This window comes from Methanofollis sp., from assembly GCF_028702905.1.
Taxonomy (GTDB): Archaea; Halobacteriota; Methanomicrobia; order Methanomicrobiales; family Methanofollaceae; genus Methanofollis.
The window spans coordinates 1-21,736 of the sequence record NZ_JAQVNX010000022.1; the positions used below are offsets into that span (position 1 = coordinate 1).

General features: G+C 62.5%; 25 protein-coding genes. 12 read left to right on the plus strand and 13 right to left on the minus strand.

Annotated features, from left to right (window positions below):
* Window positions 1-382 (plus strand): hypothetical protein (locus PHP59_RS04365; protein WP_300164162.1); only part of this gene is annotated, 382 nt, incomplete at its 5' end.
* A gap of 30 nt (window positions 383-412) precedes the next feature.
* Here the strand turns inward: PHP59_RS04365 and PHP59_RS04370 are convergent.
* Both PHP59_RS04370 and PHP59_RS04375 read right to left on the minus strand, forming a co-directional pair.
* A complete protein-coding gene (locus PHP59_RS04370) occupies window positions 413-946 on the minus strand; it encodes a hypothetical protein (RefSeq protein ID WP_300164167.1) in 534 nt (177 codons plus the stop codon).
* 12 nt (window positions 947-958) lie between these two features.
* Window positions 959-2,203 carry a tRNA (N(6)-L-threonylcarbamoyladenosine(37)-C(2))-methylthiotransferase gene (locus PHP59_RS04375; RefSeq protein WP_300164170.1) on the minus strand — a complete coding sequence of 415 codons (1,245 nt, stop codon included), beginning with the start codon at window positions 2,201-2,203 and terminating at the stop codon, window positions 959-961.
* A gap of 133 nt (window positions 2,204-2,336) precedes the next feature.
* On the opposite strand from PHP59_RS04375, the gene nadX reads away from it, so the two are divergent.
* From nadX to nadC, 3 genes are read left to right on the plus strand one after another with little or no spacing between them, the layout of a single operon-like run.
* Window positions 2,337-3,095 carry an aspartate dehydrogenase gene (nadX, locus tag PHP59_RS04380; protein WP_300164173.1) on the plus strand — a complete coding sequence of 253 codons (759 nt, stop codon included), beginning with the start codon at window positions 2,337-2,339 and terminating at the stop codon, window positions 3,093-3,095.
* Complete coding sequence (gene nadA, locus PHP59_RS04385) at window positions 3,092-3,985, plus strand: quinolinate synthase NadA (RefSeq protein WP_300164176.1); 894 nt, start codon at window positions 3,092-3,094, stop codon at window positions 3,983-3,985. Before nadX ends, nadA begins: the two co-directional genes overlap by 4 nt.
* 6 nt (window positions 3,986-3,991) lie before the next feature.
* Complete coding sequence (gene nadC / locus PHP59_RS04390) at window positions 3,992-4,834, plus strand: carboxylating nicotinate-nucleotide diphosphorylase (protein ID WP_300164179.1); 843 nt, start codon at window positions 3,992-3,994, stop codon at window positions 4,832-4,834.
* Between the two features lie 318 nt (window positions 4,835-5,152).
* Here the strand turns inward: nadC and PHP59_RS04395 are convergent, their stop codons facing one another.
* The 3 genes from PHP59_RS04395 to hxlB are packed head-to-tail and all read right to left on the minus strand — an operon-like array spanning window position 5,153 to window position 7,937.
* The gene (locus PHP59_RS04395; protein ID WP_300164182.1) at window positions 5,153-6,190 is read right to left on the minus strand and encodes a M42 family metallopeptidase; all 1,038 of its coding nucleotides are present in this window, start codon (window positions 6,188-6,190) and stop codon (window positions 5,153-5,155) included.
* A 27-nt stretch (window positions 6,191-6,217) separates the two neighbouring features.
* Window positions 6,218-7,330, minus strand: a complete 1,113-nt coding sequence (locus PHP59_RS04400; RefSeq protein WP_300164185.1) for a pyridoxal phosphate-dependent aminotransferase — start codon at window positions 7,328-7,330, stop codon at window positions 6,218-6,220.
* A 7-nt stretch (window positions 7,331-7,337) separates the two neighbouring features.
* Window positions 7,338-7,937, minus strand: coding sequence for a 6-phospho-3-hexuloisomerase (gene hxlB, locus PHP59_RS04405; RefSeq protein ID WP_300164188.1), 600 nt, complete (start codon window positions 7,935-7,937; stop codon window positions 7,338-7,340).
* A 95-nt stretch (window positions 7,938-8,032) separates the two neighbouring features.
* Here hxlB and PHP59_RS04410 point away from each other — a divergent pair, with 95 nt between their 5' ends.
* Entirely contained in the window at window positions 8,033-8,842 is an 810-nt protein-coding gene (locus PHP59_RS04410) for a site-specific DNA-methyltransferase (protein WP_300164191.1), read from the plus strand.
* Between the two features lie 6 nt (window positions 8,843-8,848).
* On the opposite strand, the gene PHP59_RS04415 is transcribed toward PHP59_RS04410, so the two are convergent.
* Both PHP59_RS04415 and PHP59_RS04420 read right to left on the minus strand, forming a co-directional pair.
* Window positions 8,849-9,343 carry a ferredoxin-thioredoxin reductase catalytic domain-containing protein gene (locus tag PHP59_RS04415; RefSeq protein ID WP_300164194.1) on the minus strand — a complete coding sequence of 165 codons (495 nt, stop codon included), beginning with the start codon at window positions 9,341-9,343 and terminating at the stop codon, window positions 8,849-8,851.
* Window positions 9,340-9,621, minus strand: coding sequence for a glutaredoxin family protein (locus PHP59_RS04420; RefSeq protein ID WP_300164197.1), 282 nt, complete (start codon window positions 9,619-9,621; stop codon window positions 9,340-9,342). The genes PHP59_RS04415 and PHP59_RS04420 overlap by 4 nt, the downstream gene beginning before the upstream one ends.
* Before the next feature lie 53 nt (window positions 9,622-9,674).
* On the opposite strand from PHP59_RS04420, the gene PHP59_RS04425 reads away from it, so the two are divergent.
* Window positions 9,675-10,040 carry a DUF1622 domain-containing protein gene (locus PHP59_RS04425; protein ID WP_300164200.1) on the plus strand — a complete coding sequence of 122 codons (366 nt, stop codon included), beginning with the start codon at window positions 9,675-9,677 and terminating at the stop codon, window positions 10,038-10,040.
* Between the two features lie 368 nt (window positions 10,041-10,408).
* Here PHP59_RS04425 and PHP59_RS04430 read toward each other — a convergent pair whose 3' ends face one another.
* The 3 genes from PHP59_RS04430 to PHP59_RS04440 are packed head-to-tail and all read right to left on the minus strand — an operon-like array spanning window position 10,409 to window position 12,557.
* Window positions 10,409-11,041, minus strand: coding sequence for an HAD family hydrolase (locus PHP59_RS04430; protein WP_300164203.1), 633 nt, complete (start codon window positions 11,039-11,041; stop codon window positions 10,409-10,411).
* A gap of 17 nt (window positions 11,042-11,058) precedes the next feature.
* Complete coding sequence (locus PHP59_RS04435) at window positions 11,059-12,075, minus strand: PIN domain-containing protein (protein ID WP_300164206.1); 1,017 nt, start codon at window positions 12,073-12,075, stop codon at window positions 11,059-11,061.
* The gene (locus PHP59_RS04440; protein WP_300164209.1) at window positions 12,075-12,557 is read right to left on the minus strand and encodes a hypothetical protein; all 483 of its coding nucleotides are present in this window, start codon (window positions 12,555-12,557) and stop codon (window positions 12,075-12,077) included. Before PHP59_RS04440 ends, PHP59_RS04435 begins: the two co-directional genes overlap by 1 nt.
* A 315-nt stretch (window positions 12,558-12,872) precedes the next feature.
* On the opposite strand from PHP59_RS04440, the gene PHP59_RS04445 reads away from it, so the two are divergent.
* Genes PHP59_RS04445 through PHP59_RS04455 form a run of 3 tightly spaced genes read left to right on the plus strand, consistent with a single transcriptional unit; the run spans window position 12,873 to window position 16,001 of the window.
* Window positions 12,873-14,027, plus strand: a complete 1,155-nt coding sequence (locus PHP59_RS04445; RefSeq protein ID WP_300164212.1) for an iron ABC transporter substrate-binding protein — start codon at window positions 12,873-12,875, stop codon at window positions 14,025-14,027.
* A 43-nt stretch (window positions 14,028-14,070) separates the two neighbouring features.
* Entirely contained in the window at window positions 14,071-15,186 is a 1,116-nt protein-coding gene (locus tag PHP59_RS04450) for an iron ABC transporter permease (RefSeq protein ID WP_300164215.1), read from the plus strand.
* Window positions 15,183-16,001, plus strand: coding sequence for an ABC transporter ATP-binding protein (locus PHP59_RS04455; protein WP_300164217.1), 819 nt, complete (start codon window positions 15,183-15,185; stop codon window positions 15,999-16,001). The genes PHP59_RS04450 and PHP59_RS04455 overlap by 4 nt, the downstream gene beginning before the upstream one ends.
* Window positions 16,002-16,018: 17 nt before the next feature.
* Here PHP59_RS04455 and PHP59_RS04460 read toward each other — a convergent pair whose 3' ends face one another.
* Window positions 16,019-16,393, minus strand: a complete 375-nt coding sequence (locus PHP59_RS04460) for a hypothetical protein (protein ID WP_300164219.1) — start codon at window positions 16,391-16,393, stop codon at window positions 16,019-16,021.
* A 694-nt stretch (window positions 16,394-17,087) separates the two neighbouring features.
* On the opposite strand from PHP59_RS04460, the gene PHP59_RS04465 reads away from it, so the two are divergent.
* The 3 genes from PHP59_RS04465 to PHP59_RS04475 all read left to right on the plus strand — a co-directional run bounded on the left by PHP59_RS04465 (window position 17,088) and on the right by PHP59_RS04475 (window position 18,855).
* Window positions 17,088-17,399, plus strand: coding sequence for a heavy metal-binding domain-containing protein (locus PHP59_RS04465; protein WP_300164233.1), 312 nt, complete (start codon window positions 17,088-17,090; stop codon window positions 17,397-17,399).
* Between the two features lie 75 nt (window positions 17,400-17,474).
* The gene (locus PHP59_RS04470; protein WP_300164235.1) at window positions 17,475-18,242 is read left to right on the plus strand and encodes an MBL fold metallo-hydrolase; all 768 of its coding nucleotides are present in this window, start codon (window positions 17,475-17,477) and stop codon (window positions 18,240-18,242) included.
* 43 nt (window positions 18,243-18,285) lie between these two features.
* Window positions 18,286-18,855 carry a rhodanese-like domain-containing protein gene (locus PHP59_RS04475; RefSeq protein WP_300164251.1) on the plus strand — a complete coding sequence of 190 codons (570 nt, stop codon included), beginning with the start codon at window positions 18,286-18,288 and terminating at the stop codon, window positions 18,853-18,855.
* On the opposite strand, the gene PHP59_RS04480 is transcribed toward PHP59_RS04475, so the two are convergent.
* Entirely contained in the window at window positions 18,839-19,483 is a 645-nt protein-coding gene (locus PHP59_RS04480; protein ID WP_300164237.1) for a fasciclin domain-containing protein, read from the minus strand. The two genes, PHP59_RS04475 and PHP59_RS04480, sit on opposite strands and share 17 nt — an antisense overlap.
* A 19-nt stretch (window positions 19,484-19,502) precedes the next feature.
* Entirely contained in the window at window positions 19,503-21,641 is a 2,139-nt protein-coding gene (locus PHP59_RS04485) for a thioredoxin domain-containing protein (protein ID WP_300164239.1), read from the minus strand.
* Window positions 21,642-21,736 lie beyond the last annotated feature (95 nt).

Genomic DNA, 21,736 nt, shown 5'->3' on the forward strand with positions numbered 1-21,736 from the left:
CGTCTTCATGGGAGTCTCGATCTTCGTCGTCCTTATGACCGCTGCGATGTGCCTGCAGATCATGACCGAGACGAAGAACCTCCCTGCAGTCACCTGCCAGCTCTCCGACGATGCAAAGTCGGTCGTTGTCGTCAACGGAGGAAACGCCCCGGCAGAGGCGATCCATGTCGCTCTCGTCCCCATGAACCTTGAGTTCGACGTGACAGGCCTCGGCGTCGATGCGGAGTACGCCTATGCCCTGCCCGCGATGGCCGAAGAGATCAAGGCTGTCGTCACCTACAAAAACAGCGAAGGCCGGGAGTTCGGCCGTTCGTTCAAGCTCTCGTCCCTGGAGGAGAACGACCCCCTCAGGCCGGCCTTCCCGATGTTCTCCTGGAAGTAAGAAAAATATGCGGCGGCGACCGTTGCCGCGTCATTCCTTTTTTTCGGTCCTGAGGAACTCGACGGTCGTGCCGAGCGCAGCCACGAGTTCCTCCTCCCCTTTCAGGTACTCCCTGAGCGCCCGGTAGAGCATGAGCATGGCCTCGTAGCCATAGATCCCGAAGGCGTCCTCGGGGCCGAGGGGGCAGGTGTACGAGTCGATGGTCTGGCCGTCAGAAGAATACATCAACTCGACGAACTCCCCCTTCTCGTTGAGGGCGCAGAACTGGTCGTTCACCTTTTTTGTCGGGTCGTCAGGCCTGTACGGCATCGGTTCTGTCTTGCCGAGGACGATCATCTTCTCGCGGTAATACTCGGCGTTGAAGATCTCCCCCTTCTGGTCCTGCCGCCCCTTCTTCAGGAGGTTCATGCCGATCTGCCCGACAAGGGGCGCCGCCATCCCGGCCATCCTGGCGAGGAGAGCACCCTCCTGCCCGGCAAGTTCCCCGGCACGCTTTTCCTTCTCCTTCTGCGCCTCGCCAATCGTCCTGATGAGCGCGGCATACCCTGCTTCGATCTCGTCCATGCTATCTCTTCCTTACAATCTGGTTGTCGGCACCCGTATAGTGTCTTTCGGCACCCCTGTCAGGTAGACAGTCCTGTTCCCGGTGATCTCGACGGAAAGCCATTCGCCGGGCCTGAAGTCGCCGGGTACGACGATCTCGCGGTACGCCCGGTCCCGCGCCACCCATGACCCCCCCTTCTTCCGTGCGGTGACCAACGCCTCGACGGTCGTCCCGACGAGACCGGCATTCTGCTCGGCATAGATCGCCTTTGCGGCGGCGTCGAGGAGACGCGACCTCTCCTTTGCGATCCTTTCCGGCTGCGCCTTCAGGGCCGCCGCCGCCGTGCCGGGCCGCGGCGAGTAGCGCGTCACATTCACCTTCTCCGGCCTGACCCTCCGGAGGAGGGCGAGAGTCCCGGCAAAGTCCTCCTCGGTCTCTGTCGGGTAGCCGACGATAAAGTCGGTGCAGATCCTGACGTCCGGGCAGATCTCCCTGAATGTGGCGACCATACCCTCGTATTCGGCCACGGTGTAGCCGCGCGCCATTCCCGCCAGCACGGCGTCCGACCCCGACTGGACAGGAAGATGGAGGAAGGAGAAGACCTTCTCGTCCCGGCACGCCTCCGCGAGGGGGACCAGGATACGCTTCACAGTCGCCGGGTTCATCATGCCCAGGCGGACCCTGAAGTTTCCCGGCACTGCACTGGCGGCGCGGACCAGATCAGGGAGCGCTTCGCCTGTGTCCATTCCCCAGGCGCTCACGTCCTGCGCGGTGAACTGGACCTCACAGGCCCCCTCCTCTGCGAGGACCCCAACCTCCCTGCAGATATCATTCATCGAACGACTCCGCAGGGGGCCGCGGGCGAATCTGGTGATGCAGTACGCGCACCTCCCCGCGCACCCGGCCGCGACCTGGACGATCCCGATGCCGTCCTTCCCCTTCGTACACCTTCCGCAAAAGCGCCGCTCGATCTCGTCGGGGAGGATGACCCGCGCGTCCGGGGCGGCGGCGAGGATCTCCTCCCTCTGGACAACAGGCATGCACCCGGTGACATAGAGGGTGCGCCCGGCGCATGCCCGTATCCTCCTGAGCATATGCCTCTCTGTCCAGCCGATGACGGTGCAGGTGTTGATGACGACGGCGTCCGCAGACCCCAGGTCGGAGACGATCGTGCAGCCCTGGTTCCGGAGTATCCCGGCCAGCCTGAGGGTGTCCGCGTGGTTGTAGGTGCACCCGTAGGTCTCGATGTACACCCGCTGATCAGTGAGCCGGTCCATTGGTACGTACTGGGGCGCCCGACCTTATCATTCTGCAGACAAAGGCACCCTTTCTGATACTTGCGGAGGTATCGGGGGGTTCATCACGATTTTCATCACAATGCTTAACCCTGCTTCTGCCTATCATATATGAATGCTCACGATAGGCCTGCTGGGGTGCGGCAATATCGCAAATATAATCGTCAAAAACCATGTAGGAGTCGAGATTGTCGCCCTGTATGACCAGATGCCCGAGCGTGCGGAGGAGCTGGGGAACCTCTGCAACGCAAGGGTATTCCGGGATATCGAAGAGTTCCTCAGCGCAGATTTTGACATCGTTGTGGAGGCGGCCTCGGTCGCCGCCGCCCAGGCACATGCCGCCCGGATCCTTGAGCACGGCAAGGACCTTGTGGTGATGAGTGTCGGTGCCTTTGCCGAGAAGCAGTTCCGGGACGCGGTCAATGACCTCGCCCGGTCTCTCGGCAGGAAGATCTACATCCCGAGCGGCGCGATCTTCGGTCTTGACAACCTCAAGATCGGGCAGATCTCCGGGATCCACCGCCTCCTTCTGCGGACGACGAAGAACCCCCGTTCCCTCAATATCGAGTGTGACGAGCGTACACTCCTCTTCTCGGGAGCGGCAAACGAGTGCATCAAGCACTACCCGAAGAACACCAATGTCTCTGTCGCCCTCGAACTCGCCGCCGGCCGCACGGTGGACGTGGAACTCTGGGCCGACCCCGAGGTGGACAGGAATGTGCACGAGATCTTCATCGAAGGGGACTTCGGGGACGCCACGATCACGGTGCGGAACCTGCCGAGCCCTGACAACCCGGCGACCAGTTATCTTGCCGCTCTCTCGATCGTGACCCTGCTCAAAAATCTTGACGAGCCGATGAGGATAGGGACATGATAGCCGACGAGATCCGCAGGCTGAAGGAGGAGAGGAATGCGGTGGTCCTCGCCCACAACTACCAGGTGCCTGCGGTGCAGGACGTCGCCGATTTCGTCGGCGACAGTCTCGAACTCGCGATCAAGGCGAAAGATACCGATGCCGACGTGATCGTCCTCTGCGGCGTCGACTTCATGGCAGAGACCGCCCAGATCCTGAACCCGACGAAGACCGTCCTCCTCCCGGCCAGGGAGGCGACCTGTCCCCTGGCACGGGCGCTGACGCCCGAGATGATCAGGGAGGCGCGGTCTGGCCACCCCGGTGCGGCCGTGGTGGTGTACGTCAATTCGACGGCCGAGTGCAAGGCGGAGGCAGACATCACCTGCACCTCGGCGAATGCCGTCGACGTGGTCAGGTCTCTCGACGAGGACGTGGTCTTCGTCGGGCCGGACGCCAACCTCGCCTCCTATGTGAGGGGTCAGGTGCCCGAGAAGACGGTCCTGCCCCTGCCTGCGGACGGCCACTGCCCGGTGCACCTGCGGTTCACCCTTGCCGACGTCGAGGCCGGACGGGCGCAGGGCGACGCGGTCGTCTGCCATCCCGAGTGCAGTCCCGAGGTGCAGGCGGCATCAGACCTTGTCGCCTCCACAGGCGGGATGGTGCGGCAGGCCCACCTCCACCCGCAGTGGACGGTGCTCACCGAGGAGGCGATGACCTACCGTCTCGGCCGGGTCTTCCCGGACGCCGCCTTCCACGCGGTCGAGGGCACCGAATGCGCCGATATGAAGATGACGACGGTCGAGGACGTGCTCGTGGCCCTGAAGGCCGGGAAGCACCGCGTGGCGGTTGACGAGACCGTCGCCGCCGGGGCGCGCCGTGCCATCGAGAGGATGATCGCACTCAAGAGGTAGAAGAGAATGGTCGATGCACGTATGCTCCTCTCCTTCCTGGAGGAGGACACCCCCTTCGGCGATATCACCTGCGATGCCGTCATCCCTGCGGACCTCACGGCATCGGCCGTGATCAGGGCGAAGGAGGCGTGCGTCATCGCCGGCCTGGAGGAGGCGGCGCTCCTCTTCTCCCACCTCGGCGCCGGCGTCGTCACCCCTGTGAGGGACGGCGAGAGAGTGGCCGCGGGGACGGTCGTCATGGAGATCAGGGGGCCGGCCCGCGCGGTCCTCGTTGCCGAGAGGACGGCCCTCAATATCATGGGGCGGATGAGCGGGATCGCGACCGCGGCACGCGAGGCTGTGGACGCGGTGCGGGCGGTCAACCCGGCGGTGCGGGTCGCCTCCACCAGGAAGACCTGCCCCGGCCTCAGGACACTTGACAAGAAGGCCGCTGTGCTCGGCGGCGCCGCGTCGCACCGCTTCTCCCTCTCCGATATGGTCATGATCAAGGACAACCACCTCGCCCTGGTGGGCCTGGAGGAGGCGGTGCGGCGGGCGAAGGCGCACTCCCCCTACCACAAGGTGGAGGTCGAGGTGGAGTCGGCAAAAGACGCCGTCAGGGCGGCGGAGTACGGCGCCGACATCGTCCTCCTGGACAACATGACGCCCGAGGCGGTCAGGTCGGCGGTGGCCGCCCTCATGGCCGCGGGCCTGAGGGAGAGGGTGGTCGTCGAGATCTCGGGCGGGATCACCCGCGCCACCCTTCCCCTCTATGCCGGTGCCGGGGCCGACATCATCAGCATGGGCGCCCTCACCCACTCGGTCAGGAACGTCGACGTCAGCCTGGACGTCGTGCCGGACAGGGAGTGAAGAGTCTTTTTTGGGGGGGTGATCCCTCCTTTCCACCATAACCGGTTATCGTGGGGCAGTATTTGCGAGATAGTGGCGGGGATCAACTGTCTTCCCCATACTGCCTGCCGGGGGACTACGCCCCCGGACCCCCGCTCAGGATTGGTCCCGGGAAGACAGAGCATGGAAATTGAGGAAGATTAGCATCCTGCCCCCTATCCTAATGGCAGGGGGTCTGGGGGGCGGCAGCCCCCCGGCACAGGCAATCCAGAACATGAAATATCCTGATTTAAATTTGCAGAGAGTCCTGGAAACGGCTCTAAAAACATCAAAAAAAGATTAGAAGTCGGGCTTCGACTTCAGGGCCTCGACGAGGAGGGCGATGCCTCCCTCGATGTCCTTCATGTCGAGCACCTCGACAGGCGAGTGGATATAGCGGGTCGGGATGCTCAGTGTGGTGGAGGGGATGCCGCCGCGCTCCAGGTGGATGGAGGTGGCGTCGGTCGTGCCGCCCTTCCCGACCTCGAGCTGCACCTTGATCTCCTTCCCGGCCGCGGCCGCACGCAGCCAGGCGATGACCTTCTTGTTGGCGATGAGGCCCCGGCCATTGCTGTCGACGATGGTGATGACCGGCCCCTCGCCCATCTGGAGGGAGGCGTCCTTCTTCTCGATGCCCGGGTGGTCGCCCGGAATGGTGGTGTCGGTGGCGATGGCGCAGTCAGGGTTGAGGGAGTAGGCGACGGTCTTCGCGCCCTTCAGCCCGACCTCCTCCTGCACCGTGAAGACGCCGTAGATGGTGTGCGGCGACTGCACCGTCTGGAGGGTCTTGATCAGCATCACGCAGCCGGCCCTGTTGTCGAAGGCCTTGCCCGTCACCCTGCCGTTCGCAAGTTCGGTGAACGCGCGGTCGACGGTGACCGGCGTCCCGACCTCGATGCCGAGCGCTTCCGCGTCCTCGGGAGAGGTGGCGCCGACGTCGATGAACATGTCGTCCACCTTCAGGGGCTTCTTCCGGTCCTCCTCCTTCATCACATGGGGGGGCTTGCCGCCGACGACGCCGTACACCGGCCCCTTCGTCCCGTGGAGGATCACCCGCTGGGCATAGAGAGTCGGGTCGAACCAGCCGCCGATGGTGACGAACCTGACAAAGCCCTTCTCATCGACGTACTTGACCATCAGCCCGATCTCGTCCATATGGGCCGCGAGCAGGATAGAGAAGTCATCGCCCTTCTTCACCGCGATGAGGTTCCCCATCGTGTCCTCCCTGATCTCGTCGACGTACGGGGCGACCTCTTCCCTGATCACCGCCGCAACGCTTCCTTCGCTCCCGGAAATCCCGTGGGCGTTGGATAATTTCCTCAGCAACTCCTTTACCATACGATCACCTGTTTGTTCGGGACTACGTTAAGCCTCATCGACCGCTTCCCTGATCCGGCCGAGGGCACGCCGCAGATCGTCCTGCGAGGCGGCATAACTGAGCCTGGCATACGCGGGTGCGCGCGTGCCGAAGGCCGTGCCCGGCACGATGATCACGCCTTTCGCGATGATCCTGGCGAAGAGGTCCGCCTCCATCGGCACGAAGGCATAGAACGCGCCTTCTGGCTCGGGGAAGGAGAGGCCGAGGTCGGCAAGGCCGTTGCAGACGAGGTCGCGCCGCGCCCTGTACTCCTCCCGCATCGCCGATACCAGTGTCTGGTCGCCGGTCAGGGCGGCAAGGCCGGCGTACTGCGAGATCGAGGTGGCGCAGGCCTGACAGTACTGGTGGACCTTGATGCACTCCTCGATCACCGCCTTCGGTGCGGCCATGTAGCCGAGGCGCCACCCGGTCATGGAGTAGGTCTTCGAGGTGGCATTGATCGTGATTACGTCCTCGCCGAAGCGGGCCGCGCTCACGTGGGGTTTCCCGTAGGTGAAGTGCTCGTAGACCTCGTCGGAGACGATGGTCACGCCCGTATCGGCGGCGTACTCCACCAGCGCCCTGATCGACTCCTCGCTCTCCACCATGCCTGTCGGGTTTGCCGGGGTGTTCAGCACGAAGAGGCGCGCGCCGTCCATCCGCTCCTTCGCCGCCTCCACGTCGATATGGAGGGTGGCGTCGAGAGGGACGCCCTCCGGCCTGCCTCCTGCAAGGGTTGCAAGGGCCGCGTACGAGACAAAGCCGGGATCGGCCATCAGGACGCGGTCCCCTTTCTCCACCAGGGCCTGCATCACGATGTGCAGGGCCTCGCTTGCGCCCGCGGTGACGATCACCTGGTCGGGTGCGTAGGTGAGACCGTTCTCGCGCCTGAACTTCTCCGAGATCGCCTCTCTCAACTCGGGGACGCCGGAGTTCGTCGTGTACCCGGTCATCCCGTCGCGGATCGCCTGAATCCCCGCCTCGCGGACGTGCGCCGGAGTCGGGAAGTCGGGCTGGCCGAGGCCGAGATTGATGGCGTCCTTTCCCGCCCCCTCGAACATCCGCCTGATCCCCGAGATCTCGATCCCGCGGACCCTTTCTGCAAACCTGTACCCAGTCATATGCCGGTCACTCGATATTGGCGTGCCTGCATTTGAGTGCTTCGACGTCTGTCTCCGTGATCTCCATCAGGCGGGAGACGATCGCATCGGAGAAGACCATGCATGCCGTCTCGAAGATCGTGCCCAGCGGGGCGAAAGACTTGTGTTCGCCCATCATCTGCCTGATCTCGAACTCCACGGAGTCGTCCTTCACCTCGTCGCGGTGGCTCTCGATCTCGACCATGCAATCGGCGATCTTCCCGATCCGGGAGTCCTTGTTGGAGGTGATCAGGCAGACCCGGCCGCCGATCTCCTTCGAGGTCTCGGCGAGTTCGGCGACGGTCTTCGTCTTCCCTGACCCGGAAAAGACGACGAGCACGTCTCCGGCCTGCATGGCCGGTGTGATCGTCTCGCCGACGACAAAGGACTGCAGGCCGAGGTGCATCAGCCGCATTGCAAATGCCTTTGCAACCAGACCTGAGCGGCCTGCGCCGAGGACGTAGATCCTCTTTGCACAGAGAAGTTCCTGCAAAAGGGATTCCACCTCTGTGTCCGCGATCCTGTCGGCGATAGAGGTGATCTTTGACGCCATCAGGCGCATCATATCCTGAACTTCGTGGTTCTCCATGATCCTTCAATAGGGGTGGTCGTGCCAACTAGATGAGAATATCGCGGATGCCCGGTTTCAGATGGGAAATGTCATCTTTCAGGAGGGCAATGTCTATGCAGACCGGTGGCATGATGCAACCCTATTACTCCTGCGACGGCGTGACCCTCTACCATGGCGATTCTGTCGAGTGCATGAATGCCATGCCTGCGGGCTCCGTCGATCTCATCTTTGCGGACCCGCCGTACAACCTCTCGAACGGCGGTTTCACCTGCCAGAGCGGGAGGAGGGCGCCCGTCGACAAGGGCGCGTGGGACCGGAGCGGCGGGATCAGGGAGGACTTTGATTTTCACTGCCGCTGGATAGAGGCCTGCAGCCGCCTTCTCAGGGACGGCGGGACGATCTGGATCAGCGGCACTTATCACTCGATCTACGCCTGCGGCTATGCCCTCCAGAGCCTCGGCTTCCATATCCTCAATGATATCTGCTGGTTCAAGCCGAACGCCCCTCCCAACCTGAGCACGCGGGTCTTCACGGCGAGTCATGAGACCCTGATCTGGGCGCGGAAGGGAGAGGGACGCCATACCTTCAATTATGACGAGATGAAGCACGGCGGATGGGACTACGACGTCCTGAAACGTCCGGGCAAGCAGATGCGCTCTGTCTGGTCTGTCCCGACCCCGAAACGCTCGGAGAAAAAGGAGGGGAAGCACCCGACCCAGAAACCCCTTGCGCTTCTTCAGCGCGTGATCCTGGCGAGCACCTATGAGGACGACCTTGTGCTCGACCCCTTTGCCGGGAGTTCGACGACCGGGATTGCCGCATGCCTCCTCGGCCGCCGCTTTATCGGGATCGAGAAGGAGCAGACCTACCTCGACCTGTCGGTCAGGCGTTTCCGGGCGCTCCTCGGTGAGGACGACGAGTGACGCATCTCAGATGAAACGCTCGAACCGGTCTTTTCCCGCCTTGCAGATCGGGCAGATCTCAGGGGGGTTCTCCCGGGCGCAGAGATAGCCGCAGACCCTGCAGCGCCAGACCGGGAGGGGAAGAGACCCGGCGACCCCGCCGGAAGGGCGTGCCTCTCCTTTTTTCGGCCCGCCCGGCGGTCGGCGTTCGGGAACCGGCCTGGCCACTGCCTTCCCTGATGCGACCTCTGCAGAGACATAGAGGGCACAGTAGCAGGCCCCGTACGCAGTGAGGTCGGGGTCGCGGTAGTCGCAGGGGCAGATGATGTCGAGGTCTCTCTCCCTGTCCCCGGCGGCGAGGCGGCACGGGCAGGCAGGGTAGCCGTACCTTTCCCTGTTGGTCAGGAGGCCCCTGACCAGTCCAGCGACGAACTCCCTGTCAGGGTTGAGGCGGTACCCCCCGGCCTCGGCCTCCTTTTTCAGGCGGAGATATTCCTTTTCGACCTGCTCGTCAGGGATCATTCCGCGAGGGCCTCCCTGATCTCGTTCTCCTGGTAGCCGATGATCGCCTTCCCATTGATCACGAGTGTCGGGAACGAGCCGAGGGGGTTGCAGGTCTGCAGCATCTCTGAATAGGTCTGCTCCATCTCGTCCTTCGGGAGCATGTCGACAAAGACATAGTCGAAAGCCACTCCCAGTGTGGTGAGAAGTTCTTTGGTCTTTGCGCACCACCCGCAGGTGCTCAGGGCGTAGAGGAAGATAGTACCTTTGTTTTTTCCATCGACATGAATAGGTCCCATGATTTCTCAGGCGTGAGGATGACGCGGGGCTCAGATAAGGATTTCGGAGGGGTATGGATCAGAAGATTGATGCCGCCGCATCGCCTCCGGTGGCGTACATGCTCCTCGAGGTCTACGACGCGGCCGCCAACGCCTTCAGCCTTATCGGGGCCGTCATCATCATCTACGGCGGGATCAGGGCGGCTGCGGAGACGCTGGGGAAGGAGGTGCTCGGGCGCCCCTTCGGGTACGGCGACATCAGGCGGGACTTCACCATAAAAATCGTCTTCGGCCTGGACTTTCTCATCGCCGCCGACATCCTCCAGACCCTTGTCACGCCCTCGCAGGAGGAGATCCTCTTCCTCGGCAGCATCGTCATCATCAGGACGGTCCTCGGGTACTTCCTCACCAAAGAGGCGACCGAGTTCAATCTGGACTGAGAAAATGATCGTATCCGGGGGGCAGGGGATAAATCTCTCGGGACGGAGATTGCCATCCCCTCTATCCTAAAGATGGGGGGACCGGTGGGCTCTGCCCCCCGGAAAAGAGCGCAGATCAACCGCCTTCCCCATAGAGTGTACCGGGGGCAAGCCCCCGGACCCCCAAATTAGGATAGGCTCCGGGAAGACAGATCCAAAGATCCTGAGGGTGGAGAGTGGCCCCACCCCTATCCTGAGGGGGTTCTGGTGGCTGCGACCGAAGGGAGCATGAGAAAACCGTAGTTTTTCGAGGGAGTCCCCTGGAAAAAATGCCGAACCACCGCCTGCCAGACCGGCAGGCGTATGAAGATTTTTACCGCGTCCCCTCTTCAGATCCCCAGGATCTCTATGAGGTCCCTGATATCGTGGAGCACGAAGTCCGGCCTGCAGATGAGGGGCGCGGGACCGTCGCTCCTGTCGCCGTACAGGGCATAGGCCGTCTTCATGCCCAGGCCCTGCGCCGGTTCGATTTCGCGCCTGATGCTGTCGCCGACGACCATCGCCTCCGCGGCGTCGGCAGGGAGGGCCCTGAGGGCGTAAAGGAATGACGCTGGGTCGGGCTTTCTCTGCCCCGAGATGTCGGGGGTGACGATGCAGGCGAAGTACTCGCTGAGCCCGGCCTTCTCAAGCCTCCTCTTTGCCTGGGAGGAGTGGGCGTCGGTGACGATCGCAAGGGGGATACCCGCGTCGGAAAGAGCGGCCAGGGTCTCGGCCGCCCCCTCGTACGGCCTGATGGCGGCGAGTTTCGTCTTCTCGTAGACGGTGCAGCAGCGGGGAAATGACGCGGCAGGTGCGTTGATGTCCCTGATATAGTCGAGGATGTTTTCCGGGTCCTCGAAACCGACCCCCGGCCTCCTGAAGTACTGGTAGAGGTCTTCGCCGTCGCCCACTTTGAGAAAATCCACGACTGCATGGCATGCCGCCTGCTTTGCGGTGACGAAGTCCCAGAGCGTGTTGTCCATGTCAAAGAGGAGGGCCTTTACCTCTCTATTCCGAGAGCCAGAAGATGCCTGCATACGTCCACGTCCAGTGCAAACTCTGTATGCAGATGCTCATCTATGAATGTTAGTTTGAAGGCATCGGCATCGTTGCCCTTGCCGCCGTACTCGCTGAAGATGCAGGTCCCCTCGATCTCCACGACCCCGAAGGTCACCGCGAGGTCGGCGATGAAGCCGAGGAGCGCCTGGGGGGAGACCGTCCGCGGCCGTGCATGGTACGGCGCCCTGAAGAGGAAGTACTCGAGGCCGCCGGCGTCGCAGAGGTCGGCCATCGCAGCGTCGGCGGTGAGGAGGACGGGGAGGCTGAAACGTTCCTCCTCGAACCGCCTGAGCGCCCGGACGATGAACTGGTCGTTCTCCCGCGTGGCATGGGTGGCCTTCTGGCCCGATTCGAGGAGGATGGCGCGGTCGCGGAGCGCCCTGTACTCGGCCATCGCACTGTATGCCGCCTTTCTCGACTTCTTCTTCCGCCTGTTCTCGAACTCGCCGATGATCCATTCTTTTTCCGGGGCGCTTGCGATGAGTTCGCCGATCAGGCGGGCCGAGTATTTGTGGTTCATGACGTACTCGATCTCCTGCCTGACCACGTCGACCAGGACCGTCTCTTCGGGCTGCAGGGCGCCGGTGACGGTGACGAACCGGTGGTACAGGAGGTTGGTGTCGACACCGTAGTACACGTCCTTCCTGAGGCCACGATACAGGTCGGCCCGTGTCACGAACTCGTCGAGGTTCTCGTAGGCGGTGATCCCGCTCGCCAGGAGGCACTCCTCGAAGTCGGTGAAGAGGGGCATCTCCTGTGCATGCTCCCCGAAACGTTCGGCACCGTCGAAGAAGTCCTCGTACCGGCAGAGGACCGTGATCGCATATCCATCCCCAGAAGGACGGGCGGAGAGGAGATCGGCCTCATAGACCGGGTACGAGAGGGTGAAGCCCTCGGCGAAGAGGTTTGCAAGGACGGCCAGTTCCCTGCCCTCGATCACCTCGCTGGCGCCCGGCATCAGGCTCCTCCTGCAAGGTCGTGGAGGGTCTGGAGGTGGAGCGGGATCATCGGGTGCGGGAGGGGAAGGGGCCCGCCGCCCTGGAGACCGAGGTAGAAGATGTGTGCCGGGGCGATGCCGGCGTCGGCCAGGGCCAGGCAGGCCGAGACGATGAGGGCCTTCCTGCCCGGCGTGATGTCGAGGGCGATCTCGTACCCCTCCGCGACGCGGTTGCGGGCGAGGTCGAGAACCGTCCCGGTCGCCCCGGCAAAGTCGCCGCACGGCACCGAGGTCACCGAAACAGGAGGCGAGATCCCGTACCGCCGCGAGATGATCCCGATCCCTTCGGTGGCCGCGGCCGTGCCTGGCATGCACGGCGTCTCCGCGATGATATGGACCTTGTCGGGGAGGCACCTCCCCTCCCGCAGGACGGCATGGTAGGTGTTGAGGAGCGCCCAGACAGACCGTCCGGCAAAGGTGATGTACGCGGTCCCGCGTCTCATAGGGGGTAGTCCGGGACGGGAGGATAAAAATGCTCTGCCTGATCCTGCTCCCGACGATGGCATCCCCGGGGCGGGGACAGGGAGTCTGTCCCTAAGGCATTGGAGACGCCATCGCCGACACCTGCACTGTCGAGCGGCGTAGCGTGCCCGGATTGGGCCCGATATCAGCCGGGCCCCCATGTGCATCCTTCAACATATTAGTGCTACAAATTCACCATTTTTAAAATATTTTTCATGATACTCATTACATAATTTAAAATAGGTATGTTATCGTATTATTTTTGTATGTGCCAGCGAGGCGATTATAGCACGAATATGAAAAATAGTATTGTCGCGGCGGCGCTCTTTGTGGCCCTGATTACCGTTGCAGGCTGCATGGGGAGTTCATCGACCGTCCAGGAGACTCCTGCGGTCACCCCTGCGCAGTCCTCCGAGATCGCCCTCACCGATGGCTTCGGCCGGACTGTCACCGTCCCGTCGCCCCCTGAGAGCGTCGTCTGTTCCGGGTCGGGATGTCTCCGCTACCTCGTGTACCTGCAGAGTCAGGACCTGACCATCGGTGTCGACAGCATCGAAAAGAAAGATCAGGCGATTGAAGGCCGCCCCTATGCCATCGCCTACGGGTCGCAGTTCAAGAAACTCCCCCTGATCGGCGAGTTCAGGGGCAAGGACGACCCGGAGAAGATCCTCGCGATCTCCCCGAGCCTCATCTTCAAGACCGGTTCTACCGGCACGGCGTACGGGACGAGCGCCGCCGAGGCCGACAAACTGCAGGAGAAGACCGGCATCCCGGTCGTGGCGTTCCCGTACGGATCCCTGCGGAACGACGCCGAGAAGGCCGAGATGTACGGCGGCCTCCGCGTGATGGGCGACGTTCTCGGGAAGCAGGACCGGGCCGAAGAGGTGATCGCCTATATCGAGGCGACGATGGCCGACCTTGAGCGCCGGACCGGCGACATCCCCGAAGCCGAACAGAAGACCGTCTACGTCGGCGGCATCTCCTCGGCAGGCGCCCACGGCATCATCTCCACCGAACCGGCCTACCCGCCGTTCCTCTGGGTGCACGCAAAGAACGTCGCCGCAGGCATGGGCACGGCGCACGCCGATGTGGCAAAAGAGGCGCTCGTCGACTGGAACCCCGAGTATATCTTCGTCGACGTCGGCACCATCCAGATGGACAGCGATGGGGCGATCGGTGATTTGAAGACCGACACCGCTCTGCGGGGCCTCTCCGCGTCGAAGGAAGGCAGGGTCTACGGCGTCCTCCCGTACAACTTCTACAACACGAACTACGAGACCGTGCTTGCCGACGCGTACTTCATCGGGAAGACCCTCTACCCCGACCGGTTCGCCGATGTCGACCCGGTGAAGAAGGCTGACGAGATCTACACCTTCTTCATCGGCAAACCAGCCTTCGGCGACCTGAACGGCCAGTACAGGGACCTCGGCTTCACACAGATTTCGGTGTGATACATGATCTGCGGCACGAGATCGCAAAGGAGGATGTAGAGACGTGCACTTTGCAGACGGGACTATCCCCGCGGACTACCTGGGATACGTGCGGCGCAAGTACCTCTGGGTTCTCGGGGGACTCGCCCTCCTTTTTATCCTCCTGATCATATCCATCTCCGTCGGCGCGGTCAGTATCCCCCCGTACGACGTCTTTCTTTCCATCGTGAACGGGTCCATCGACCGGATCAACGCACTTCTTCACCCCGGCATCGCCACGAGCGAGCCCGGCAACTGGGACCGGATCATCTGGAACATCCGCCTCCCCCAGGCGCTCGCCGCGATCGTCGCCGGCGTCGGCCTCTCGGTGGCCGGGGTCGCGATGCAGTCGATCCTCAGGAACCCGCTCGGGTCGCCTTTCACCCTCGGCATCTCGAATGCCGGCGCCTTCGGGGCGGCCGTCTCGGTCATCCTCCTCGGCACCGGACAGATGCAGTCGAGGGTCGCCAACGCCGTCACCCTCAACAACCCCTACCTGACAACGATGGTGGCATTCGTCTTCTGCCTCCTTGCCACCGCCGTGATCCTCCTGATCTCCCGGATACGCGGGGGGTCTCCCGAAGTGATGGTCCTCGCGGGCGTCGCCCTCTCCTCCCTCTTCACGGCCGGGACGATGTTTCTCCAGTACTTCGCCGACGATACCCAGCTTGCCGCAGTCGTCTTCTGGACCTTCGGCGACGTCGGCCGGATCAACTGGCAGGAACTCGGGGTCATGGCCCTCGTCGTCGCAGGGGCCTGTATCTTCTTCACTGCGAACCGCTGGAACTACAACTCCATCGACGCCGGTGACGAGACAGCAAAAGGGCTCGGCGTCAATGTCGAGAGGGTGCGGAATGTCGGCATGGTCGTCGCGGCGCTCGTCTCCGCCGTGATCGTCTCGTTCCTCGGGGTGATCGGATTCGTGGGGTTGGTCTGTCCGCACATGACGAGGCGGATCATCGGCGACGACCAGCGTTACCTGATCCCGGGGTCATGCGTGATGGGCGGCCTCCTCCTTCTCGCCTCCGACACCGTCGCCCGACTTATCGTGGCGCCGTATGTCCTTCCTGTTGCTGTCCTGACGGCGTTCATGGGAGCGCCGGTCTTCATCTACCTGCTCCTGCGGGGGTATCGTCGATGATTCTCTCTGTCGAAGAACTCTGTTTCCTCTACAAGAACCGCGAGGTGCTCAGCAAGATCGCCTTCTCGATCAATGCCGGCGAGGTCGTTGCGATCCTCGGCCCGAACGGTGTCGGGAAGACGACGCTTCTCAAGTGTCTCAACCGGATCCTCCGCCCGAAAGGGGGCGTCGTCAACCTCGACGGCGAAGACCTCTGCCGCCTTGACCAGATGGATATCGCCAGAAGAGTAGGATATGTCCCCCAGCGGGTGGAGACCGGTCGGCTGACCGCGTTCGACGCGGTCCTCCTCGGTCGCCGCCCCCATATCGGGTGGGACGTCACCGGGCGCGACCTCAAGATCGTCGACGCTGTCTTCCACCGTCTTTCGATGGACCGTCTCCGCCTCTCCTACATCGACGAGATGAGCGGCGGCGAACTCCAGAAGGTCGCGATCGCGCGGGCCCTCGTGCAGGAACCGAAGGTCCTCCTCCTCGACGAACCGACGAGCAGCCTGGACCTCAAAAACCAGGTGGAGATCCTTTCCATCATTTTGCAGGTCGTCCGCCAGCACAATATCGCGGCGGTGATGACGATGCACGACCTCAACCAGGCGCTCAGGTACGCGGACCGCTTTATCTTCCTGAAAGACGGGAGGATCTACGTCCACGGCGACCGCGAGGTCGTCACGGCCGACGTGATCGAGGAAGTCTACGGGCTCCCGGTGATCATCGGCGAGATCGCCGGCGTCCGGTGCGTCATCCCGGAGGACGGTGCGGGCATGCCGGAGAAGCACGCCGCTTCTCCAGGAGAACAGGACCGTGACGTGTACGTGTGAGGGCGGGCCTGTGCTCTTCAGGCCCGCTCGATGGATATCACCTTCACCGGCGTCCCCCACTGCTGGATGGTGGCGACGTCCACTTTCTCGACGGTAAACCTCACGGAGAGGTTGTCCTGCTCGAACGCAGGGTCGAGATCCAGGGGGAGGTACCGCGTGCCGTCGACGGCGACGATCCCGTAGAACCCGCCTTCGAGGTCGATGTAGGTCACGGTGCCGGTGCCGGTGCCGGTGATCCCGGCGGTCACTGTCTCGCTCACCGTTCCGCCGGGCGTCTCATTCAACTCTTTGCCGCTGTCGGTGCCGGTACACCCTGCGATGAGCACCGCACCGCAGAGGAGTGCAACGAGTGCCAGGACGGCCGGCCATGGTCTGTCATGCATCTTTTCCATCACCCTGTGATTGTCCGGGTGGGATATAGTGCTTTTTAAGGCTGCGAATATTTTCGTAGTCTCGGTACAGGATAGGCCGAAGAGAAGATCGTGATGAGCGTATTGCCGTCCCCGGCGCTATCCTGATGTAGAAGGCAGGGAGCGCGTGAAAACATTTCATTTTCAAGCGGCCAGACCCCGGGCAGAGCCACCGATCCAGAGGATCTCTCCAGAAACGACGGACGGACCAATCCCGGAGGTCATCCCCAAACAGATCAGAACCCTCGGTCACGTTGATGACAGGACTCACATTCAGTTCTGAAAAATTCTGTTCTGGTTTCTGTGCCGGGGGGTTTCACCCCCCGGTCTCGAAAGCCTTCGGCTTTCTCATGCTCGCTGGCGCTCTCACCCCCCACCATTACGATAGGGAGGGGGTGGCAGCCCCCTTCAGAGTGCAGGGTCTATCCTTCCCCTGCCCTATCCTGGATCGGGGGTCCGGGGGCGTAGTCCCCCGGTGGAGAGTGTGGGGAAGGCGAGGAGTTCGCACCGCTCGTCATGGAATTCAGGGGAGACATCGACCCCAGCAGGAGATATTCTCCAGAACCCCGCATGCAGTGATAGGAGGAATGAACGAGAGTTTTGGGATGACCTCCCGGTGAAGAAAGCATATATCGTACCATGCCAAAGGTTTCCTGTAAATTCTGGTGAAATTTCAATGATTATCACAACCAATGAATCCATCCCAGGCCACGAATTCGAAGTGCTCGGCCTCGTCGTGGGCAACACTGTACAGGCAAAGAATATCGGGCGTGACATCCTGAGCGGGTTGAAGGGCATGGTCGGCGGGGAGATCACGGCCTACACCGAGATGCTCTCCGAGGCACGGGAGATCGCACTCGAAAGGATGCAGAAAGAGGCCGAAAAACTCGGCGCCGACGCCGTCATCGCCCTCAGGTTCTCGACCGCGGAGACAATGCCCGGCGCCGCCGAACTGATGGCCTACGGGACTGCGGTCAGGCTGCGATAAATCCCTCCCCTTTTTCTCCACCTGCGGCACCGGGCAGGTTTATATAGAGAGATCGATACCCCTCCTCGAGGGGACATGATCATCGAAAGAATCGTTTCAGAGGGACTGGCGCACAACTCCTACCTGGTCGGGGCAGGAAAAGAGGCGGCCGTCATCGACCCGCGGCGCGACACCGGCGTCTACCTGGACCTTGCCCGGCGGCACGGCCTTGCGATCACCCATATCTTCGAGACCCACAGGAACGAGGACTACTGTGTCGGGTCCCTCGAACTGGCAGAGAAGACCGGGGCGCAGATTTTGCATGGGGCACAGATGGACTTCACATACGGCGTCCCTGTCCGTGAAGGCGACGAATTCGCCGTCGGCCCTCTTCGCCTCGGCGTCCTTGAGACGCCCGGTCACACCGACGAGAGTATATCAGTCGTGCTGACTGACATGCGGGTCTCCCGCGACCCCTTCCTCGTCTTCACCGGCGATGCCCTCTTTGCCGGCGACGTCGGCAGGACCGACTTTTTCCCGGACCGCCTGGGCGAGATGGCGGGAAAACTCCACGACTCTCTCTGGAACAAGATCCTTCCCCTCGGCGACGGCGTCATCGTCTGCCCGGCTCATGGAGAGGGGTCTGTCTGCGGCGGGGAGATCGCCGACCGACCCCTCACGACGATCGGGTACGAGAAGAGGACGAACCCCACCCTCCTCCTCGGACGGGACGCCTTCATCCGTCTCAAGGTCGCGGAGCACCACTATTATCCGCCGTACTTTGCCGTGATGGAAGGGTACAACCGGGCAGGCCCTCCCCCTCTCGTGGCCGGCCGCCCGGCCGCTTCGCCCTCTCTCCCCTGACGAGGTTGCCGACGCGGCCTCGAAGGGGGCTCTGCTCGTCGATATCAGGGGGCCTTCGGCCTTTGCAGGAGGCCACATCCCTGGCAGCCTGAACATCTGGCAAAAGGGGATATCCTCCTTCCTTGGCTACTATGCCGACTACAAGCACCCGATCATCTTTGTCGACGAGTTCGACGGCGGCGTCGCTGATGCCGAGGTGCAGGCCCGGCGGATCGGCTACGACCGGATCTCGGGATATTGTGCCGGTGGCATGATGGCATGGGCCAGGAGCGGGCGGCCTGTCGAGCGGTGCGGCACCTGCACGGTCCAGGAGGTCGGTGCAGACTGTTTTGTCCTCGACGTCAGGGACATAGGCGTCAGGAAGAGGACAGGACATATCCCGGGATCTGCCCACATCTATGCCGGCCAGATCGAGGGACACCTCGACGAGGTGCCGCGGGATCGGGATGTCTATGTCATCTGCGACAGCGGTTTCAAGGCAAGCCTCGCCGTTTCCATCCTGCTCAGGCACGGGTACACGCGGCTGAACACCGTCCTCAGCGGCATGACGGCCTGGACGAATGCCGGCCTGCCGCTGGAAAAAGAGGTAGCCCCCCTTATGGGGGCAGCATAACGGTGTCGATGACATGGATGACACCGTTTTTCGCCTGGATGTCGGCGGTCACGACCGTGGCGCCGTCCACCTTCACCCCGCCGTCTGTGGAGACGGTAAGGGTCGCACCTGACAGGGTCGTCAGGTTATCGGTTCCGGCGAGGTCGGCGGCAGTGTAGGTGCCCGGCACCACATGGTAGGTCAGCACCCTGGTAAGTTCTGTCTCGTTCGAGAGTACGGCGTCGAGCGTCCCTGCCGGGAGTCCGGCGAAGGCCTCATCAGGCGGTGCAAAGACCGTGAACGGCCCGTCGCCCTTCAGAGTCTCGGTGAGGCCTGCGGTCTCGATCGCCGTCAGCAGCGTGGTAAATGTTCCTGCTTCTGTCGCCGTTTCGATGATGTCCTTCTCCGCGGCCGGTCCGGTCGTATTGACGGCCGCCGTCTCCGTTGTCGCCGCAGTCGTTTCTGTTGCTGTGGTTTCCGTCGCCTTTATCGTCTCATTCCCCATAACAGGGACTGTCGTTTCCGTTGTCGGTACGGTCGTCAGCGACGTCGGTGTCGGCGTGACTGCCGGTTGCTGTCCGGTACAGCCGCAGATCATGACGGCAACGACGAGCACGACACATGCTATCCCCCCATAGATCGTGTTCAAATTCTTCCCCTCCTCCGGGTCAACGCATACCCTGGGCATATGCCATATAATATTTTCCCGCGTGACTGTCCACGCGGAGCAGTTCTTTCAGGGCGGCGGCGTCCTGCACCGGTTGTTCACAGAGCCGCTCCCGGCAGAGATACGCAGTCGTACCTCCCCTGATGGGTGTGAGCCGGGCAGTATGGGGGGCGATATCGGCAAGCACGCCGGCGTTCTCATCGTCCCTGAGGACAAGGGTGAGGTTCGGGATGTAGAAGCCGCGAACGACGTTGAGCATCGCTCCTGTCACCGTATCCTCTCGTTCTCCGGCGATAACGACCTCGTAGGAAGGCGTGACCGCGGAGAGAAGCGCTGCCAGGTACCATATCGACGCGGACGTGTTTTTTGCGGCTCTGCCCGAGAACGCGCTGAAGCCTTCGGCCACGACCTCTTCGTACCTGCTCTCCCCGGTCAGCCGTGAGAGGACAAGGAGGTTCTGGAGCGCCACCGCGTTGCCAGACGGCATCGCCCCGTCGTACGCGTCTTTCTGCCTGAAGAGGAGTTCTTCGCCGCCTTCAGGTGCGAAGAAAAATCCTCCCCCTGTGGTGTCGGCGAACCCGGCGATCATCCTGTCGGCGACTTCGCAGGCCTCCTTCAGGACGGCAGGGTCGGATGTCGTCTGGTAGATCTCGTTCAGGGCCCAGAGCAGATAGGCGTGGTCGTCGAGCATGGCGGGAATGGCCGTCTCGCCGCCGCTGTACCTGTGGAAGAGTCGCCCGTCCGCGTCACGGAGGTGCGCCCGGAGAAATGCCAGGGCACGCAGCGCGGCGTCGGTGTACCTCTCCTCTCCAAAGACTCTTCCGGCCCGTGCAAGGGCGGCGACCATCAGGGCATTCCAGTCGAGGAGGATCTTTTCATCCCTGTGCGGCCGTATCCGCCCGGCCCGCGCCGTGAGCAGCGCCTTTCGCACCTCTTCAAGTCGTCCGGCACACTCTTCCTCCGTGATGCCGGCGTGCCGTGCGATCTCTGCGGTCGTCCCTGCCCTGTGCGGGACATTCACGCCGATCTGCGGCACCCGGGCCGGAGCTCTCTCACCGAGTGCATAGGCCGCGGCAAAGAGGTCGCCGTCGTCTGATCCTGCAACCTCACGCACCTCGGGTGCCGTCCAGAGATAGAACCTCCCCTCGACCCCCTCGCTCTCCGCATCCTCGGCCGTATAGAACGCACCCTCAGGCGAGGCGAGGTCGCGGAGCACATAGGCGATGACCTCGTCTGCCGTCCGCCGGCACGCCGGGTTGCGCGTCGCCTCGAAGGCCTCCGTGCAGGCAAGGGCGAGCATCGCCTGGTCGTAGAGCATCTTCTCGAAATGTGGAAGGGCCCACGCATCGTCGGTGGCATAGCGGTGGACGCCGAAACCGATCTGGTCGAAGACACCCCCCCTGCGGACCTCAGTCAGAGTCTTTACTGCCATTTCAAGGGCCATCTTCTCCCCTGTCGCCTGCCAGTACCTGATGAGGAAGATGAGGACATGAGGGGAAGGAAACTTTGGGGCATGGCCAAAACCGCCATGGTCCCGGTCGTACTCCCGCTCCAGGTTCCTGAAGGCGCGGTGGACGAGTGCCATGCCAGGTTTTTCCCCACCAGCGCTCTCCTGCAAGGCGACCTTAAGGGCGGCGGCGACCTCTCCGGCAGAGGAACGGACCTCGTCCCTCCTTTCGGTCCAGAGATCCCTGACCTTTGGGACGAGGTCGAGCATCCCGGTCGTGTCGAAGCGTGACGTCTTCGGGATATAGGTGGCCGCAAAGAAGGGGAGTTTCTCAGGGGTCATGATGATCGAAAGCGGCCATCCTCCCCGCCCGGTGAGGGCGAGGCAGGCCTGCATGTACACGGCGTCAATGTCCGGCCTCTCCTCACGGTCCACCTTGATGGAGACAAATGTCTCGTTCATCAGTCGTGCGACCTCAGGGTCTTCAAAGGACTCACGGGCCATCACATGGCACCAGTGGCAGGTGGAATACCCTATCGAGAGAAATATCGGTTTATCCTCATTTTTCGCCCGCTCAAAAGCCTCTTCTTCCCAGGGGTACCAGTCCACCAGGTTGTAGGCGTGCTGCAGCAGGTACGGACTTTTTTCCCGGACCAGTCTGTTCACTTTCAGATGCGCTCTCTCCTCGGCCATGGGACATCACCCCTTCACCGCCATCACCCTTTATATCGTTTTCCGGTGAGTGCCCGGCAAAATTAACCCCGTTCGTGGAGAACAGAAAGAGCGGA

Excerpts from the sequence above, each read along its gene's own strand:
- PHP59_RS04430 (WP_300164203.1), bottom strand. The coding sequence starts at position 11,041 with ATGGACAACACGCTCTGGGACTTCGTCACCGCAAAGCAGGCGGCATGC.
- PHP59_RS04470 (WP_300164235.1), top strand. The coding sequence starts at position 17,475 with ATGATCATCGAAAGAATCGTTTCAGAGGGACTGGCGCACAACTCCTAC.
- PHP59_RS04370 (WP_300164167.1), bottom strand. The coding sequence starts at position 946 with ATGGACGAGATCGAAGCAGGGTATGCCGCGCTCATCAGGACGATTGGC.
- PHP59_RS04420 (WP_300164197.1), bottom strand. The coding sequence starts at position 9,621 with ATGGGACCTATTCATGTCGATGGAAAAAACAAAGGTACTATCTTCCTC.
- PHP59_RS04375 (WP_300164170.1), bottom strand. The coding sequence starts at position 2,203 with ATGGACCGGCTCACTGATCAGCGGGTGTACATCGAGACCTACGGGTGC.
- PHP59_RS04465 (WP_300164233.1), top strand. The coding sequence starts at position 17,088 with ATGATTATCACAACCAATGAATCCATCCCAGGCCACGAATTCGAAGTG.
- PHP59_RS04460 (WP_300164219.1), bottom strand. The coding sequence starts at position 16,393 with ATGGAAAAGATGCATGACAGACCATGGCCGGCCGTCCTGGCACTCGTT.
- PHP59_RS04410 (WP_300164191.1), top strand. The coding sequence starts at position 8,033 with ATGCAGACCGGTGGCATGATGCAACCCTATTACTCCTGCGACGGCGTG.
- nadX (WP_300164173.1), top strand. The coding sequence starts at position 2,337 with ATGCTCACGATAGGCCTGCTGGGGTGCGGCAATATCGCAAATATAATC.
- nadA (WP_300164176.1), top strand. The coding sequence starts at position 3,092 with ATGATAGCCGACGAGATCCGCAGGCTGAAGGAGGAGAGGAATGCGGTG.
- PHP59_RS04435 (WP_300164206.1), bottom strand. The coding sequence starts at position 12,075 with ATGCCGGGCGCCAGCGAGGTGATCGAGGGCAGGGAACTGGCCGTCCTT.
- hxlB (WP_300164188.1), bottom strand. The coding sequence starts at position 7,937 with ATGGAGAACCACGAAGTTCAGGATATGATGCGCCTGATGGCGTCAAAG.
- PHP59_RS04425 (WP_300164200.1), top strand. The coding sequence starts at position 9,675 with ATGGATCAGAAGATTGATGCCGCCGCATCGCCTCCGGTGGCGTACATG.
- PHP59_RS04400 (WP_300164185.1), bottom strand. The coding sequence starts at position 7,330 with ATGACTGGGTACAGGTTTGCAGAAAGGGTCCGCGGGATCGAGATCTCG.
- PHP59_RS04415 (WP_300164194.1), bottom strand. The coding sequence starts at position 9,343 with ATGATCCCTGACGAGCAGGTCGAAAAGGAATATCTCCGCCTGAAAAAG.
- PHP59_RS04455 (WP_300164217.1), top strand. The coding sequence starts at position 15,183 with ATGATTCTCTCTGTCGAAGAACTCTGTTTCCTCTACAAGAACCGCGAG.
- PHP59_RS04445 (WP_300164212.1), top strand. The coding sequence starts at position 12,873 with ATGAAAAATAGTATTGTCGCGGCGGCGCTCTTTGTGGCCCTGATTACC.
- PHP59_RS04440 (WP_300164209.1), bottom strand. The coding sequence starts at position 12,557 with ATGAGACGCGGGACCGCGTACATCACCTTTGCCGGACGGTCTGTCTGG.
- nadC (WP_300164179.1), top strand. The coding sequence starts at position 3,992 with ATGGTCGATGCACGTATGCTCCTCTCCTTCCTGGAGGAGGACACCCCC.
- PHP59_RS04485 (WP_300164239.1), bottom strand. The coding sequence starts at position 21,641 with ATGGCCGAGGAGAGAGCGCATCTGAAAGTGAACAGACTGGTCCGGGAA.
- PHP59_RS04395 (WP_300164182.1), bottom strand. The coding sequence starts at position 6,190 with ATGGTAAAGGAGTTGCTGAGGAAATTATCCAACGCCCACGGGATTTCC.